This window comes from Comamonas sp. Tr-654 (assembly GCF_011752915.1).
Classification (GTDB): domain Bacteria; phylum Pseudomonadota; class Gammaproteobacteria; order Burkholderiales; family Burkholderiaceae_C; genus Comamonas.
This window is the reverse complement of sequence record NZ_VWWQ01000005.1, coordinates 235121-251012: the sequence shown is the minus strand read 5'-3', so window position 1 is coordinate 251012 and position 15892 is coordinate 235121. Positions and strand designations below refer to the sequence as shown.

General features: G+C 62.6%; 14 protein-coding genes. 7 read left to right on the top strand and 7 right to left on the bottom strand.

Annotated features, from left to right (window positions below; genetic code table 11):
• Positions 1–39: 39 nt before the first annotated feature.
• The 6 genes from F3J24_RS16825 to cydX all read left to right on the top strand — a co-directional run bounded on the left by F3J24_RS16825 (position 40) and on the right by cydX (position 7713).
• Entirely contained in the window at positions 40–996 is a 957-nt protein-coding gene (locus F3J24_RS16825; protein WP_167008757.1) for a nitronate monooxygenase family protein, read from the top strand.
• A 242-nt stretch (positions 997–1238) separates the two neighbouring features.
• Positions 1239–2969: a thiol reductant ABC exporter subunit CydD gene (gene cydD, locus F3J24_RS16820; protein WP_205244820.1), complete on the top strand. Its 1731-nt coding sequence runs from the start codon at positions 1239–1241 to the stop codon at positions 2967–2969.
• Positions 2966–4690 carry an amino acid ABC transporter ATP-binding/permease protein gene (locus tag F3J24_RS16815; protein ID WP_167008755.1) on the top strand — a complete coding sequence of 575 codons (1725 nt, stop codon included), beginning with the start codon at positions 2966–2968 and terminating at the stop codon, positions 4688–4690. The genes cydD and F3J24_RS16815 overlap by 4 nt, the downstream gene beginning before the upstream one ends.
• A 31-nt stretch (positions 4691–4721) precedes the next feature.
• A complete protein-coding gene (locus F3J24_RS16810; RefSeq protein WP_167008753.1) occupies positions 4722–6311 on the top strand; it encodes a cytochrome ubiquinol oxidase subunit I in 1590 nt (529 codons plus the stop codon).
• A 13-nt stretch (positions 6312–6324) separates the two neighbouring features.
• Positions 6325–7479: a cytochrome d ubiquinol oxidase subunit II gene (gene cydB / locus F3J24_RS16805; protein WP_167008751.1), complete on the top strand. Its 1155-nt coding sequence runs from the start codon at positions 6325–6327 to the stop codon at positions 7477–7479.
• 93 nt (positions 7480–7572) lie between these two features.
• The gene (gene cydX / locus F3J24_RS16800; RefSeq protein ID WP_019043872.1) at positions 7573–7713 is read left to right on the top strand and encodes a cytochrome bd-I oxidase subunit CydX; all 141 of its coding nucleotides are present in this window, start codon (positions 7573–7575) and stop codon (positions 7711–7713) included.
• Positions 7714–7785: 72 nt separating this feature from the next.
• Here the strand turns inward: cydX and eda are convergent, their stop codons facing one another.
• The 6 genes from eda to F3J24_RS16770 form a co-directional block, all read right to left on the bottom strand.
• A complete protein-coding gene (gene eda, locus F3J24_RS16795; RefSeq protein WP_167008748.1) occupies positions 7786–8433 on the bottom strand; it encodes a bifunctional 4-hydroxy-2-oxoglutarate aldolase/2-dehydro-3-deoxy-phosphogluconate aldolase in 648 nt (215 codons plus the stop codon).
• Entirely contained in the window at positions 8418–10265 is a 1848-nt protein-coding gene (gene edd / locus F3J24_RS16790; RefSeq protein WP_167008745.1) for a phosphogluconate dehydratase, read from the bottom strand. Before edd ends, eda begins: the two co-directional genes overlap by 16 nt.
• Before the next feature lie 101 nt (positions 10266–10366).
• Positions 10367–11374 carry a TRAP transporter substrate-binding protein gene (locus F3J24_RS16785; RefSeq protein ID WP_167008742.1) on the bottom strand — a complete coding sequence of 336 codons (1008 nt, stop codon included), beginning with the start codon at positions 11372–11374 and terminating at the stop codon, positions 10367–10369.
• A gap of 124 nt (positions 11375–11498) precedes the next feature.
• Positions 11499–12779 carry a TRAP transporter large permease gene (locus F3J24_RS16780; RefSeq protein ID WP_167008739.1) on the bottom strand — a complete coding sequence of 427 codons (1281 nt, stop codon included), beginning with the start codon at positions 12777–12779 and terminating at the stop codon, positions 11499–11501.
• 6 nt (positions 12780–12785) lie between these two features.
• Positions 12786–13292 (bottom strand): TRAP transporter small permease, encoded by a 507-nt coding sequence (locus F3J24_RS16775; protein ID WP_167008736.1) that lies wholly within the window; start codon positions 13290–13292, stop codon positions 12786–12788.
• A 19-nt stretch (positions 13293–13311) separates the two neighbouring features.
• Positions 13312–13848 (bottom strand): gluconokinase, encoded by a 537-nt coding sequence (locus F3J24_RS16770; protein ID WP_167008733.1) that lies wholly within the window; start codon positions 13846–13848, stop codon positions 13312–13314.
• Positions 13849–14030: 182 nt separating this feature from the next.
• Between F3J24_RS16770 and F3J24_RS16765 the strand changes: the two genes are divergently transcribed.
• A complete protein-coding gene (locus F3J24_RS16765) occupies positions 14031–15104 on the top strand; it encodes a LacI family DNA-binding transcriptional regulator (RefSeq protein WP_167008730.1) in 1074 nt (357 codons plus the stop codon).
• A gap of 10 nt (positions 15105–15114) precedes the next feature.
• On the opposite strand, the gene F3J24_RS16760 is transcribed toward F3J24_RS16765, so the two are convergent.
• Positions 15115–15699: a GbsR/MarR family transcriptional regulator gene (locus F3J24_RS16760; RefSeq protein ID WP_003053080.1), complete on the bottom strand. Its 585-nt coding sequence runs from the start codon at positions 15697–15699 to the stop codon at positions 15115–15117.
• Positions 15700–15892 lie beyond the last annotated feature (193 nt).

Sequence of the window (15892 nt, the reverse complement as noted above, 5' to 3'; positions counted from 1 at the left end):
ACAGCTCTTTTATATACAAAACGAAGAAGGAGACAACATATGTCCAAGCTGCCACCCGTTCTTAAAAAACTGGCTTTGCCTGTCATCGGCTCGCCGCTTTTCATCATCAGCAATCCCAAGCTTGTCATCGAACAGTGCAAGGCCGGTATCGTCGGCTCCATGCCTTCGCTCAATGCCCGTCCCGCCGAGTTGCTGGAAGACTGGCTGGCCGAGATCACCGAGACTTTGGCAGCCTGGGACAAGGCCCATCCCGATCGTCCTTCGGCGCCGTTCGCCATCAACCAGATCGTGCACAAGAGCAATGACCGTCTCGAGCACGACATGCAGGTCTGCGCCAAGTACAAAGTGCCCATCATCATCACCAGCCTGGGCGCACGTGAGGATGTGAATCAGGCCGTGCATAGCTGGGGTGGTGTGGTGCTGCACGACATCATCAACAACAAGTTTGCGCGCAAGGCCATTGAAAAAGGTGCCGACGGCCTGATTGCCGTGGCGGCCGGCGCAGGCGGCCATGCGGGCGTGAAGAGCCCGTTTGCCCTGGTGCAGGAAATTCGCCAATGGTTTGACGGCCCGCTGGCGCTGTCCGGCTCGATTGCCACGGGGGGAGCAGTTCTCGCGGCCCAGGCAATGGGAGCGGACTTTGCCTATATCGGCTCGGCCTTCATCGCCACCGACGAGGCGCGTGCCGTGGAAGCGTACAAGCAGGCGATTGTCGAGGGCAACTCCGACGACGTGGTCTACAGCAATCTTTTCACCGGCGTGCATGGAAACTATCTGGCGCCCTCGATCCGTGCAGCCGGTCTGGATCCGGAGAATCTGCCTGAGTCCGATCCCAGCAAGATGAACTTTGGCGGCGGTGCGCAAAAAGCCTGGAAGGACATCTGGGGTTGCGGCCAGGGCATCGGTGCTGTCGACAAGGTGCAGCCCACCGCCGAGCTGGTGGCGCGCCTCAAGCGCGAATATGCCGAAGCCAAGGCCAGCCTGCTGGCAGCCTGAAGCGGATCCGCAACTCCCCTGTGCCAACGGCGTCTTCGGACGCCGTTTTTCATGGGCGGCCTGCTCGTCTGATGTTGCTCAAGCACGACTAAAACAAGGGTTAACCCTTGATAAATCGTTGTGGAGTTGATGGACATCAATGTAGGCCCGGTCCTGCAATTGGCTTTTGCATATCAAGTCATGATGATTGTCAAAAGAAGAGTAGTATTCCGTTAATTTCAGTAAATACTGAAAATTAAGAAATGCAGCAAATACCTTCTTCCTCAATAGACAATCAGACCGATGCGACGCATGCCGCACTGGCGAGCGTCATCCGCCGCCCCAGTGCGGGCGCGGTATGGCAGGTGTTTGCCGGACTGATCTGGCTGCCGCAGGCCGCCTTGCTGGCCTGGGCTGTACAGCTCATGGCCGAGGGGCAGGGCGTGGCGGTCGTCTGGCCCATGGCGGCGGGCGTGCTGTTGCTGGGTTTGTTGCGCGCCTGGGCAGAAGGTCATGGCGGCTTGCTCGCCAATCGTGCCGCGCGTATACAGCTGAGCAGCTTGCGCGCTCTGGTGCTGCAGTCGCTGGCCCAGGCATCGCCGCTGGACAAGAGCCGCCCTGCTTCGGGTCAGGCTGCCAGCGCCATGGTCGAACAGGCCGAGGCCATTGTTCCGTGGCTTGCGCGCTATCAGAGCGCGATGTGGCGTGTGCGCCTGCTGCCTTTGGTGATTCTGGCAACCGTTGCCTGGCAGTCATGGGTGGTGGCCCTGATTCTGATAGTGGCCGCGCCCCTGATTCCGCTCTTCATGGCGATAGTGGGCTGGCGTGCCAAGGCGGCCAGCGAAGAGCAGATGCTGCAACTGGGGCATATGAACGCTTTCTTGCTGGACCGCCTGCGCGGTCTGAGCACGCTGCGCGCTCTGCATGCCGTGGATCTGACAGGCCAGCGGCTGCGCGACCATGCCGAAGATCTGCGCGCCCGCACCATGCGTGTGCTGCGCATTGCCTTTCTATCTTCTGCGGTGCTGGAGCTTCTCTCGGCGCTGGGCGTGGCCATGGTGGCCGTCTATATAGGCTTTCACCTGCTGGGCACGCTGAACTTCGGCGCCTGGGGCGACAAGCTCGGTCTGGGCCAAGCCATGTTCGTGCTGTTGCTGGCGCCGGCGTTTTTCGAGCCCTTGCGCGATCTCTCGGCCGTCTGGCATGACAGAGCTGCGGGCGAGGCAGCGCTGCAGACCTTGCAGAACATGCAGATCCAGTCCGTGCAGATTGTGGGGGCGCAGCATGCCGCCGAAGCATCCTTGGTCAATGAGCGGCTATCCCCTGGAAAGCCTGTGTCCATCAGCGTTTGCGGGCTCAAGGTTCAGGCTCCAGGCAGCGACTCCAGCCTTGCACCGCTGACTTTGCACATACAGGCTGGGGAACATGTGGCGCTGTGGAGTCCCAGTGGCAGTGGCAAGTCCGTGCTGCTAGCGCAGATTGCCGGCCTTTTGCCGGTACAGCAAGGCCGTATCGAACTAGATCGGCAAGCACTCGATGCCCGCAGTGCAACGCAGCTGCGTCGGCGCATGGCATGGCTGGGTCAGCTACCGCATGTGTTTGCTGGTTCGGCCGCGCGCAATATCGCGCTGGGGCGCAGCTCGGTAGGGCCCGAACAGATTGCCCAAGCCACGCAGCAGGCGGCACTTGACGAGACCCTGGCGCATCGCCCCGGTGCGAGCCTGGGCGAGGGCGGCGCAGGGCTTTCCGGAGGCGAGGTGGTGAGATTGGCCCTGGCACGCATGGCCGCGCAGACGGAAGCCGGACTGCTGCTGGTCGATGAACCTACTGCCCATCTTGATCCCGAGACAGCGGCCCAGATCACGCAGTCTCTGCGCCATCTGGCCAGGGGGCGCACCATGCTGGTTGCCACCCACGACGCGCAACTGGCCGCAGCCATGGATCGCGTGATCGAACTGCCGCTACTGCAACCGGCGCAGGGGCCGCAGTCATGAAGAAGCAAGCTTTTTCAGTGCGCGAAATGCTGAAGGTGCTCGGTCGGATGGCACCGCGCAAGCTATGGTTGGGCGGCGCCGCGCTGGCCGCACTCACGGTGCTGATGGGCATGGCCTTGCTGGGCCTGTCCGGCTGGTTCATCACGGCCACGGCGCTGGCCGGTCTGGCGCCGGCCAGCGCTTTGGTGTTCGATGTGTTCATGCCGTCGGCCGGCATTCGCCTGCTGGCCGTGGGCCGCACCGGCGCCCGCTATGCAGAGCGTCTGGTGACTCACGACGCCACGCTGGCCGTACTGGCCGCTATGCGCCAGAGACTGTTTCTGAGCTGGGCTCGCCCACAGGCCGCCCGTCTGCTGCTGCAGCGCCCGGCCAGGTTGCTGCAGCGCCTGACCTCCGACGTGGACGCACTGGACAATCTTTATCTGCGCCTGCTGGTGCCTGCCATCGCGGCGCTGGGCGCGGCCTTGCTGGCAGCTCTGGCCTACGGATTCATGCGCTGGTGGCTGGGCCTGTTGACCCTGGCGTGGCTGCTGCTGGCTGGCTGGGGCATTGCCCTGTGGCATGGTTTGCGCAGCCGCAAGGCCGCCGTACGCCGTGCCATGGCACTGGAGGCCATGCGTGCCCAGACCGTGGATCTGGTTGCCGGCCAGACCGAGCTGCTGATGGCAGGCCAGTTGACTGCCCAGGTACAACAGGTGTTGGACAGCGATGCTCGCTGTGCCCGGGCCGATGAGCGGCTTTATCAATCCGAGGCGGCTGCCGCCAAGGCTTATGGTGTGGTGTCGGCCATGACCTTGAGCGCATCCGTGCTGCTGATGGCCTGGCTGATGGAGCAGGGCCGCATCAACGCGCCGGTTGCTGCGCTGGGTATTTTGCTGGCACTATCTGCCCTTGAGCCGTTTGCCGCCCTGCGCCGAGGGGCTGAGCAGGCCGGGCGCACCTGGCTGGCGCTGCGCAGGCTGGCTCCCGCGCTGATGGCCGCAGCGGATACGGCACAGAGCCTGCCGCAGCCCATGCAGACTATGGCCTTCAGCCTGCAGTCTGTGCGGCTTCGTCAATTGGGCCCTGTAGATCTGAATGTGCGCCAGGGCGAGCGCGTGGCACTGATTGGCAGCAGCGGTGCAGGCAAGACCAGCTTGCTGCACTTGATGGCAGGTGAGCAGCAGCCGGACGAGGGCGTGGTTCAGGCCCGCAGCTGCAGCTGGATGACACAGAGAACCGAGCTGTTTCAGGACAGCCTGCGCAACAACCTGAGGCTGGCCGACGCCAAGGCCGGCGATGAGCAATTGTGGGCCGCCCTGCAGGCTGCAGGCCTCGGACGCGACGTCATGGCCTTGCCACAGGGGCTGGACACCATGCTGGGTGAGGGCGGCCTGGGCCTGTCCGGAGGCCAGTCGCGCCGGCTGGCACTGGCCAGGCTGCTGCTGAGCCCCGACCGTTGCTGGCTGCTCGATGAGGTGAGCGAGGGACTGGATGCCGTCACTGCTGCCGACGTTCTGCAGCGCCTGGCACAGGCTGCCGAGAGCGGCGCACGAACGCTGATTTTTGCCACGCATTGGCAGCGTGAGGCGTGCCTTGCCGACCGCATCGTGTATCTGCAGGCAGGGCAGGTGAAAGCGCAGGCCCTGCGCGGCACGCCGGAGTTCGAGCAGTTGATGGCGAAGCTGAGGCCCGACACCTTGGGGGCTGTTGCACCGCAGGACATATGTTTTTCCGATTGATTTTTGAAGTACCGAGAGAAAGGACCTGACCATGGACCTCGATATCGTCGATTTATCGCGACTGCAGTTTGCGATAACGGCGCTCTACCACTTTCTGTTTGTGCCGCTGACACTGGGCCTGTCCATACTCATCGCCATCATGGAGACGGTGTATGTGATGACCGGCCGTGCCATCTGGCGCGACATGACCAAGTTCTGGGGCGTGCTGTTCGGCATCAACTTCGCCATGGGTGTGGCCACCGGCGTGGTGATGGAGTTTCAGTTCGGCATGAACTGGAGCTACTACAGCCACTATGTGGGCGACATCTTTGGTGCGCCGCTGGCGATCGAGGGTTTGATGGCCTTCTTCCTTGAAGCGACCTTTGTCGGCCTGTTCTTCTTTGGCTGGGACCGACTTTCCAAGGTCAAGCACCTGATCGTCACATGTCTGATGGCCATAGGCACCAACTTCTCGGCCCTATGGATTCTGGTGGCCAACGGCTGGATGCAGAACCCCGTGGGGGCGAGCTTCAACCCTCAGACCATGCGCATGGAAGTGAATGACTTCTTTGCCGTGCTCACCAATCCCGTGGCACAGGCCAAGTTCGTGCACACGGTGTCGGCGGGCTATGTCATGGCCTCGCTGTTCGTGCTGGGCATTTCGGCCTGGTATCTGCTCAAGGGCCGTCACATCCATCTGGCCAAGCGCTCGATGACGGTGGCTGCATCCTTTGGCTTGGCCGCTTCGCTGTCGGTGGTGGTGCTGGGCGACGAGTCTGGCTACCTGTCCTCGGAACACCAGAAGATGAAGCTGGCATCGATCGAAGCCATGTGGGAGACCGAGCCCGCACCGGCGTCCTTCACCGCCTTCGGCTTCCCCGACCGCGAGGCGCGCGAGACCCACTTTGCCGTGCACATCCCATGGGTTATGGGCCTGATCGGCACGCGTTCTCTGGACACCCCGATTCCCGGCATTAACGAACTGGTCAAGAATGCCGAGGGCAATATCCGAAACGGTATCGACGCCTACGACGCGCTGCAGACCATTCGCAAGGCCAAGACCGATGCCGAGATTCCTGCCGAGGCACGCCTGCGCTTTGAGAACAATGGTGCCAATCTGGGCTACGCCCTGCTGCTGATGCGCTATGTGGATGATCCCCGCAAGGCCACCGAAGCGCAGATCCAGCAGGCGGCAATGGATACCGTACCGCCCGTGGGGCCACTGTTCTGGACCTTCCGCATCATGGTGGCCCTGGGCATGTTCTTCATCGTGCTGACCGGCACCTTCTTCTGGCTGGCTGCCCGCCACAGGCTGGATGCCTACCCCTGGCTGCTTAAGGTGGCCGTGTTCTCGATTCCGCTGCCCTGGATTGCCGCCGAATGCGGCTGGGTTGTGGCCGAACTGGGTCGCCAGCCCTGGATCATCGAAGGCGTGCTGCCCACGGCCATGGCGGTTTCGAACCTGGGTGCGAAGACGCTGTTGCTGACCATTGCCGGCTTCGTGCTGATCTATACCGTGCTGCTGGTGATCGAGCTCAAGCTGATGGTCACGGCCATCAAGAAGGGCCCCGAGCATGAGAGCGAGCCTCATCTCAGCCTCTACGAACCCATGATCAAGAAGCTGGCACGCGGCCAAAGCTGAGAGGAGCAACCAAATGATCTTGCATGAACTGATTTCATATGACGTGCTGCGCCTCATCTGGTGGCTGCTGCTCGGCGTGCTGCTGGTGGGCTTTGCCGTCACCGACGGCTTTGACCTCGGCGCCATGGGCCTGCTGCGCGCCACGGCCAAGACCGATGTCGAGCGCCGCACAGCCATCAACTCCGTCGGCCCCGTGTGGGAAGGCAATCAGGTATGGCTGATTCTGGGTGGCGGTGCCATCTTTGCGGCCTGGCCCCAGCTTTACGCCGTGTCCTTCTCGGGCTTTTACCTGGCCATGTTTGCCGTGCTGGTGCCGCTGATCCTGCGTCCCGTGGCGTTCAAGTTCCGCAGCAAACATGAAGATGCGTCCTGGCGCAACCGCTGGGACTGGGTGCTGTGCATCACGGGCCTGGTGCCTGCGCTGCTGTTCGGCGTGGCCGTGGGCAATGTGATTCTTGGCGTACCGTTTCGTCTGGGCGACGATATGCGCATTTACTACGACGGCAGCTTCTTCGGTCTGCTGACGCCTTTTGCCCTGCTCTGCGGTCTGGTCTCGCTGTCCATGCTGCTCATGCATGGCGCGGCCTGGCTGATGTTCAAGACCGATGGCGAAGTCGCGAGCCGCGCGGCCCGCTATGGCAGCCTGTTTGCCGTGCTGACCACCTTGCTGTTTGCGGCCGCCGGCCTGTGGCTGGCTACGGGCATCAACGGCTATGTGATTACCAGCGAGATCAACCCCGTCGGTCCCTCCAACCCCTTGAACAAGACCGCAGCCGTGGCTGCCGGTGCATGGATGGCCAACTTCAAGTCCCATCCCTGGCTCTGGCTGGTGCCCGGCATTGGCCTGCTCATGCCGCTGATCGTGGCCATCGGCCTGCGCAGCCGTCGCGAATGGCTGGCGCTGCTGGCCAGCGGTCTGGCGATTGCCGGCATCATCCTGACGGTGGGGGCCGCCATGTTCCCCATGATCCTGCCCTCCAGCATCGATCCACGCTTCAGCCTGACGGTCTGGGACTCTTCCTCCAGCCATGTCGTGCTCTTCATCATGCTGGTCTGCGTGCTGATCTTCCTGCCCTTGATCCTGGCCTATACCAGCTGGGTGTACTCGGTGCTGCGCGGCAAGGTGGACCTGAAGGCCATCGTGACCGGCCAGGGCCATTCGTATTGAGACGGGATGCCCCCGGGACGCTGTGCTGCGTTCTTCGGGGCGGTTCAAAACTGGTGGGCTCATCCCGTGGATGGGCCGAATGAAAGGAAACTTATGTGGTATTTCTCCTGGTTGCTGGGTCTGCCGCTTGCTGCAGCCTTTGCCGTGCTCAATGCGATCTGGTTCGAGCTGATGGATGACGAGGCAACGCGTCGCAAGCTTCTGGAGCGAACCAATTCGCTGCCCGACGCCTGAGTCACTAAGACGTGAAATAGCCCGGTCGGCTTGAGCTGACCGGGCTTTTCCATGGATCAGGCCTTGTTCTGCTCAGGCCGTGCGAGAGCTTCTCAAGGTCTGCGTCGCCTGGGCCAACTCGGTGATGAGCGACCAGTTGCCGCTCTCCACCGCACTGGTGGGGACCAGCCAGGAGCCGCCCACGCAAACCACATTGGACAGCGCCAGAAACTCCGCCGCGTTGGCGGGTGAGATGCCGCCCGTGGGGCAGAAACGCAGCTCCCCGAATGGACCTTGCCAGGCTTTCAGCATCTGGATGCCGCCGGACTGCACGGCGGGGAAGAACTTCAGCTCGGTAAAACCGTCTTCCTGAGCCATCATGATTTCGCTGCTGGTTGCTACGCCGGGCAGCAGCGGCAGGTCCAGATCGCGGCAGGCTTGTCCCAGCTTGCCGGTGTAGCCGGGGCTGACGGCAAACCTCGCGCCGGCCCGAGCTGCCGCTGCGGCATCGGCCGCATTGCGCACGGTGCCCGCACCGACGATGGCTTCGGGCAGCTGTTTGGCGATGGCCTCTATGCAGGGCAGGCCCTGAGGCGTACGCAGCGTGACCTCCAGAACCCTGATGCCGCCTGCCAGCAGTGCTTCGGCCATGGGCACTGCATGTTCCGTGCTGTGCAGCACGATGACCGGAATCACAGGTGCATCCTGCATGATGGACAAGGCGGTCATTTGAGCAGCCATGTGCAAGCTCCTTCTTCTGCGCTCAGCGCATTGCGCCGGAATCCGGCAAACAGTTCACGGCCCATGCCGCGATGATTGGCCTGCTGCAGCTCGGCGGGCATGATGGCTTGCGGTCTGGCCTGCCATTCGGCATCTGTCAGCTCGGCCTGCAGCAGACCGGCGGGGGCATCAAGCACGATGATGTCGCCGCTTTGCACCTTGGCCAGCGGCCCGCCTGCCAGTGCTTCGGGACTGACATGGATGGCGGCTGGAACCTTGCCCGATGCGCCGCTCATGCGGCCGTCGGTGACCAGGGCCACGACATAGCCCTTGCCTTGCAGCACGGCCAGCGGAGGCGTCAGCTTGTGCAGCTCGGGCATGCCATTGGCCTGCGGACCCTGCCAGCGCACTACGCAGACGACGCCATTGAAGCCATTGGTCTGGCAGGCCTGCTCCAGCGCACCGGATTTGAAGGCCGCCTGCAGCTCATCCTGCGAATCAAAGACCCATGCCGGTGCCCGCAGTGCGTGGCGATCTTCTGGCACGGCGCTGATCTTGATGACGCTGCGGCCCAGATTGCCTTTGAGCAGCTTCAAGCCACCCGTAGGGCTGAAGGGACGACTGGCAGGGCGTAGAACAGTGTCATCGCCGGAGATGCCCGCATCCTGCCATTGCAGCTGATGGTTTTCGACATGGGGGATGCGCCCGAAGGCAGCCAGCCCCTCGGGCCGCACCGTGAGCACGTCGCCATGCATCAGTCCGGCCTGCAGCAGCTGGGCGATCACGTAGCCGGGGCCGCCTGCAGCCTGAAACTGGTTCACGTCGGCGCTGCCATTGGGGTAGACGCGGGCCAGCAGCGGAACCACCGCGGACAGCTGCTCGAAATCATCCCAGTCGATGACAATGCCGGCGGCACGGGCCACGGCAACCCAGTGGATCAGGTGATTGGTGGAGCCGCCGGTGGCCAGCAGGGCCACCATGGCGTTGACGATGCAGCGCTCGTCCACGACATGCCCGATGGGGGCAAAGCGGCGGCCCCGGGTGATGGACAGCACGGTACGCATGGCTTCGCGTGTAAGCAGTTCGCGCTCCGCGTCGGCGGGGTTGATGAAGGCTGTGCCGGGAACATGCAGGCCCATGGCTTCGAGCAGCATCTGATTGCTGTTGGCCGTGCCGTAGAAGGTGCAGGTGCCCTGGTCATGGTAGGCCGCGTTTTCTGCCGCCAGCAGCTCCTGCCGGCCGACCAGGCCCTGCGCCGCCTGCTCGCGCACCTTGGCCTTGTCGCTGTTGGACAGGCCCGAAGTCATGGGGCCGGCAGGCACGAACACCATGGGCAGGTGGCCGAAATGCAGGGCGCCGATCAGCAGGCCGGGAACGATCTTGTCGCAGACGCCCAGCATCAGGGCTGCATCGAAAGTGTCATGCGTGAGAGCCACGGCGGTGGACATGGCAATCGTGTCGCGGCTGAACAGGCTCAGCTCCATGCCCGGCATGCCCTGGGTCACGCCGTCGCACATGGCGGGCACACCGCCGGCCACCTGGGCCGTTGCGCCGTTGCGCCTGGCCTCGTCTTTCAGAATATCGGGATAGTGCGCAAACGGCGCATGGGCGGAGAGCACATCGTTATAGGCCGTGACAATGCCGACATTGGGGCCTTTTTCCTCAACGATGCGAATCTTGTCCGAGCCGGGCAGAGCCGCAAAGGCGTGGGCGACATTGGCGCAGCCCATGGTGCGTACTTGTGGAGGGCGCGCGGCCATGGCATCGACCTGTGCCAGATAGTCGGAGCGGCTGGCGCTGCTGCGCTCCTGGATGCGCCGCGTCACCTGGTCCAGAACGGGGTGAAGTGCCATGATGAAAGTCCTTGGGCAGCAATGCCTGTGCTTCGGGCGCAGGCATTGTCTTGGAATGGGTTAGGGCCATGCCCCAGGGGCATGGCTCCATGGTTGCGCGCTTATTTGGCGCGAGCTTGCTTGACGGCGGTCTGCACAGAATCCCAGGTGCCTTGACCCACGGATTTGGCAATGCCGGCATTGACGGCGCCGAGCTTGTCGCGCATGCGGCTTGCTTCTGCGGCAGGCAGTTCGTTGACCTGCATGCCCTTGGTCTTGATCTCGGCCAGGGCCTTGGCGGCTTCTTCACGCGTGTCCTTGCGCTCGAATTCACGGCTCATGATCGCCGCGTCCTGCAGCACCTTCTTCTCGGCAGAGCTCAGCGTGTCCCACCACTTCTTGCTGACCGTCACGATCCAGGGGCTGTAGACATGGTTGGAGACGGTCAGGTACTTCTGCACTTCATAGAACTTGCTCGACAGCACCGTGTTGAAGGGGTTTTCTTGTCCGTCAACGGCCTTGGTTTCCAGCGCCGTGAACAGCTCGGAGAAGGGCAGGGGAACGGCATTGGCGCCCAGGGTCTTGAAGCTGTCCAGGAAGACGTTGTTCTGCATCACGCGCAGCTTCACGTCCTGCAGATCTTCCAGCTTGGTGATGGGGCGCTTGTTGTTGGTCAGATTGCGAAAGCCGTTTTCCCAATAGACCAGACCCACCATGCCCTTGGGCTCCAGGCTGGCCTTGACCTTCTCTCCCACGGGGCCGTCCAGCACCGCATCGGCCTCCTTGGTGTTGGCAAACAGGAAAGGGGTGTCCCAGATCGCCATTTCGGGCGACAGGCCCACCAGCGTGGCGGTGGAGCCGACCATCATTTCCTGGGCACCGCCGATCAGGGCCTGCTGCATCTGGGTGTCTGAGCCCAGGGAGGCGTTGCCGATGGCGCGAACCTTCATCTTGCCGCCGCTGGCCTTTTCCACTTCCTTGGCGAACATGCGCACCGCACGACCCTGGTTGGAGTCTTCCACCAGGCCGTAGCCGAACCGCACCAGGCGGGGTTTGAAGTCCTGCGCCTGGACGGCGCCGGTGGCCAGCAGCATTGCCGTGAGTCCTGCGACTGCAAATTTGATACGCATACCCGTCTCCTTGCTTGTGTGGGCCTGGGCCCTTTGGTTGAAGCGAAATTGGGCTTTAGCGCTTACGTGGTAAGCGTTGACAGCTATTGATTTGGGAGTTTTTGAGATCGCCATGGCCTGGCCCTCAATGCATCCACTTGAGTGGCGCGGTCACCAGCTGCGGGAAGAGCACGAAGAGGGCGGCCAGCAGCACATAGACCATCAGGAAGGGGTTGGTGCCCTTGATCACGGTCTCCATGCGCAGCCTGCCCACGCCGGCCACTACGTTCTGCACCGTGCCCACCGGAGGAGTGATCAGGCCGATACAGCCCACATAGATGAACATGAAGCCGAAGTACACCGGATCGATGCCGGCCTTGACGGCCAGCGGTGCGCAGACCGGGCCGAAGATGAGGATGGTGGGGGTCAGATCCATGGCGGTGCCGACCACGAGCAGGAAGAGCATCATCACGGCCATGAAGAGCAGGGGCTGATCCAGCAGGCCCGAGAAGCTGTCGGCCAGCATATTGGGCAGGTCGGCGAGCGTGATCATGTAGGCGGTCACGGTGGCTGCGCCGCAGAGGAACATCACCACGGCAGTGGTCTTGGAGGCGCCCAGGAAGACTTCGTAGAGCCGGCTCCAGCTCATCTCCCTGTAGACCACCATGGAGACAAACAGCGCATAGACCGCGGCCACTACGGCGGCTTCGGTCGGCGTGAACACGCCGCCCTTGAGGCCGCCCAGGATGATGACCGGCATCATCATGGCCCAGAAGCTCTTGGCCAGTGCCTTCAGGCGCAGGCCCCAGCTCACGCGCTCACCCGAGGTCAGCTGGTATTTGCGCGCGATGAACCACCAGGCGGCAATCAGAAAGCCGCCCATGAACAGGCCAGGCACGACGCCCGAGAGAAACAGCTTGCTGATGGAGGTGTTGGTGGTGACGCCGTAGATCACGAACGGCATCGACGGCGGAATGATGGGGGCGATGATGCCGCCCGACGCCAGCAGGCCGGCGCTGTAGCTGTCGGGATACTTCTGGTCGCGCATCATCGGCAGCAATATGGTGGCCAGCGCGGCGGTGTCGGCAATGGCCGAGCCGCTCATCGAGGCCAGCAGCACGGCTGCACCGATGGCCACATAGCCCAGGCCGCCCGGAATATGACCGACAAAGGCGCGGGCCAGGTCGATGATGCGGCGCGACAGGCCGCCGGCATTCATCAACTCGCCCGCGAGGATGAAGAAGGGCACGGCCAGCAGCGGGAAGTTGTCAAACCCGGCTTGCAGATTCTGTGCGAGCAGTTGGGTGTCGAAAAAGTCCAGGTGCCACATCAGGGCTACGCCGGTGAGTATCAGTGCATGGGCAATCGGCATGCCGATCACCATGCCGCCGATCAGCACGGCGAGAAAAATCAGGGTGACGATCATGGCGCCTTACTCCACGCTGGTTTCAGAAGACTCGGTCGGGGTGCCGCGCAACATGTCGCGCACCACAACCAGCAACATACCTATGGCCAGCACCAACGTCGCCGCTGCGCCCAGCGCCAGGGGATAGCCCAGCACGGTGCTGTAGCTGCTCCAGCCGGCAACGACCTGCTCCCAGGAGCCCCACAGCAGCAAGGCCATGCAGACACCGATCAGCAGCTGCGAGACCCAGAACAGGACTTTGCGGGTGGCCGGGCCGACCCGCGATGTCACCATGTCGAAGCCCAGGTGGGCGCCTTCAAAAGCCGCCACGATGGCGCCGATGGCCACCAGCCACACAAACAGCAGGCGCGAGATCTCCTCATAGGAGACGATGCTGGTGTGGAAAACGTAGCGCAGCACCACGTTGACGAAAACGGCAATCACCATGCCGGCCAGGGCCAGCACCATCAGGCCTTCGGCCAGGCGCTTGAGCCATGGCTTGCGGCCCTGTGCCTCTTTGCGATCTTCAGACATTGGCTGTCTCCTGCTGTTTTTATGCTTGGGATTCGCGCCTTGCCCATTGCCGGGCCGCGAGCGCGATATCGTTGAGGTTCATGGTGGCGCTGACGGTCAGGACATCAGGCTCCTGACGCGGGTCTTCCAGTGTCGTGAACTGATTGGCCACCAGGTCGGGCGAGAAGAAATGCCCGGGTCGCGTCTGGACGCGTTCCAGCGCCGTGGCGTAGTCGAGGTCGAGAAACACAAAGCCCAGCTGCTGTGCGCTGCGCAACTGGTCGCGGTACTTGCGCTTGAGCGCCGAGCAGGTCAGCACCAGGCCGTGTTCGGCATCTGCCTGTGCCAGTCGCTGCGCCAGGCGTTCGAGCCAGCCTTCGCGGTCGGCATCCGTCAGGGCAATGCCGGCCTGCATCTTGGCCACGCTCTGGGGGGAGTGGTAGCTGTCTCCTTCCACCAGGGTCCACCCCAGCTGCCGGGCGATGGCTTCTCCTGCGCTCGATTTACCGCAGCCGGAGACACCCATGACGACGAGTGCCGACATGGTGCCCGGAGGCTGGATCTTGCTTTGAATCATTTTTGGATAGCGCTATCCGAAGTGGTTAAAAAATGAGCAGCCTGCTGCTTTCTGCGATTGGCTTCGGACCTCGGTCGAAGGCAAGTCAGTGCTTTCATCAAGCTGCTTCCACAGACTTCATTTCAAGTCTGGATAGCGCTATCATAATCAAGAAACCTCAGGCATCTGATTAGGAGATTCCCTTGCCTCCCGAGACCCGTACCAAGAGTGAAACCACGGTAGACAGCGCTTCTTCAAGGCGGTCTCGCGCCAGCGGGCGTGTCACGCTCAGCGATGTGGCACAGGCTGCGGGCGTGAGCCCGATGACGGTTTCCAGAGCCTTGCGCGGAGAGCGCAGAGTAGCGCCGGCCCTGGTCGACAAAGTGCGCGAGGTTGCGGCTTCTCTGGGCTATGTGCCCGATCTGGCGGCCCGCGCGCTGGCCTCGCAAAAAAGCACCCAGGTGCTGGTGTTGGTGCCCATGCTCTCCAACACCTTGTTCGTGGAGGTCCTGGAGGCGGTGCACAAGGTGCTGTTTTCCCAGGGCTATCACATGCTGATCGGCGTGACCCACTACGACCCGGCTGAAGAAGAGCAGTTGCTGCGGGCCTATCTGCCCATGCGGCCTGCCGGTCTGCTGCTGACCGGGTTCGACCATAGTGAAGAGTCGCGGAAGCTGCTGGCCGCCAATCCCGTGCCGCGCGTGCATCTCATGGAATTGCGCGAGCCCGGTAGCGGTCCCGATTGCTACAGCGTGGGCTTCTCGCAGATTGCTGCGGGCGCCGAGATGACCCGCCATCTGCTGGACAAGGGATACAGGCGCATCGCATTTTGCGGAGCCCAGCTCGACGCACGTGTCATGCAGCGCCTGGAAGGCTATCGGCAGGTGCTCAAACAGGTGGGTCTATATGACCAGAGCCTGGAGATTCTCAATCCCGAGCGCTCATCACTGGCACTGGGTGCAAGGCAGTTCGAGACGCTTCTCAAGGCCCAGACCACGGTTGATGCCATCTTTTTCTGCAATGACGACATTGCACAAGGCGCGTTGCTGGAAGCCAACCGCATGGGAGTCAAAGTGCCCCAGCAGGTGGCGATCGCAGGGTTTAACGACCTTCCGGGCAGTGATCAGATGGTGCCGCCCTTGACCACCATTCACACGCCCAGGGACGAAGTGGGCAGCACAGCTGCCGGCATGCTGCTGCAATTGCTGGCAGGGGACACCGTCAGAGAGGCTAGCGTGGATCTGGGCTTCAGGCTGGTGCCCAGGGCCAGCACCTGAGTGGTCGGAGTCAGGCCTCCGAGCCTGACTTGCCCCGTCCGGTTATCTTGTCCTTCAGGTCCAGCAGTCGCGTCACGGCCGAGCCCATGCCCATGAGCTGCATGGCGGTCTCGGGGGACAGACGCTGCACATCGTCAAACCAGCTCATCAGCTTGTCGATGAGCTCGTGCATGTCACGCATGCGCTGCTGGGCGTAGCGCTCTTCGTCGGTGCTGGCTTCTTCCATCATGGCTGCACGCAGCATGGATTGCGTGGGCTCGATCTCGCGGCGGCGGCGCTCCTCGGCCAGTCGCTTGAAGATTTCCCAGACATCCTCGGGCGCCTGGAAGTATTCGCGCCGGTCGCCGGGCTGGTGACGCAGCTGAACCAGCCGCCAGGCCTGCAGCTCCTTGAGTCCCATGCTCACATTGGAACGTGAGAACTCTAGCGTGTCGGCAATCTGGTCTGCGTTCAGCGGTTCGGGCGAAATGAACAGCAGGGCGTAGATCTGCCCCACGGTGCGATTGATGCCCCAGCGGCTGCCCATCTCGCCGAAATGCGAAACAAATTGTCGGCTCAGCTCCGACAGTGGTTTGGCTTGCGTCATGGCCTCCATTGTGCCTTTGCCGGGGGGGCTCAGTGGGGCAGGGGAATCAAGCCGGACTGCAATAGCCCTGGTTTTTCATGCATGGCCGCCAGAGGTCCGCGCAGATATGTTTCGTAAAACTTGCAATGCTGTCAGCAAATTGTTGGGAATGAGCGCAAAATCGCCATCCTGTTTTAAGTCGGTTTTTTTACGTTGCCTGTTG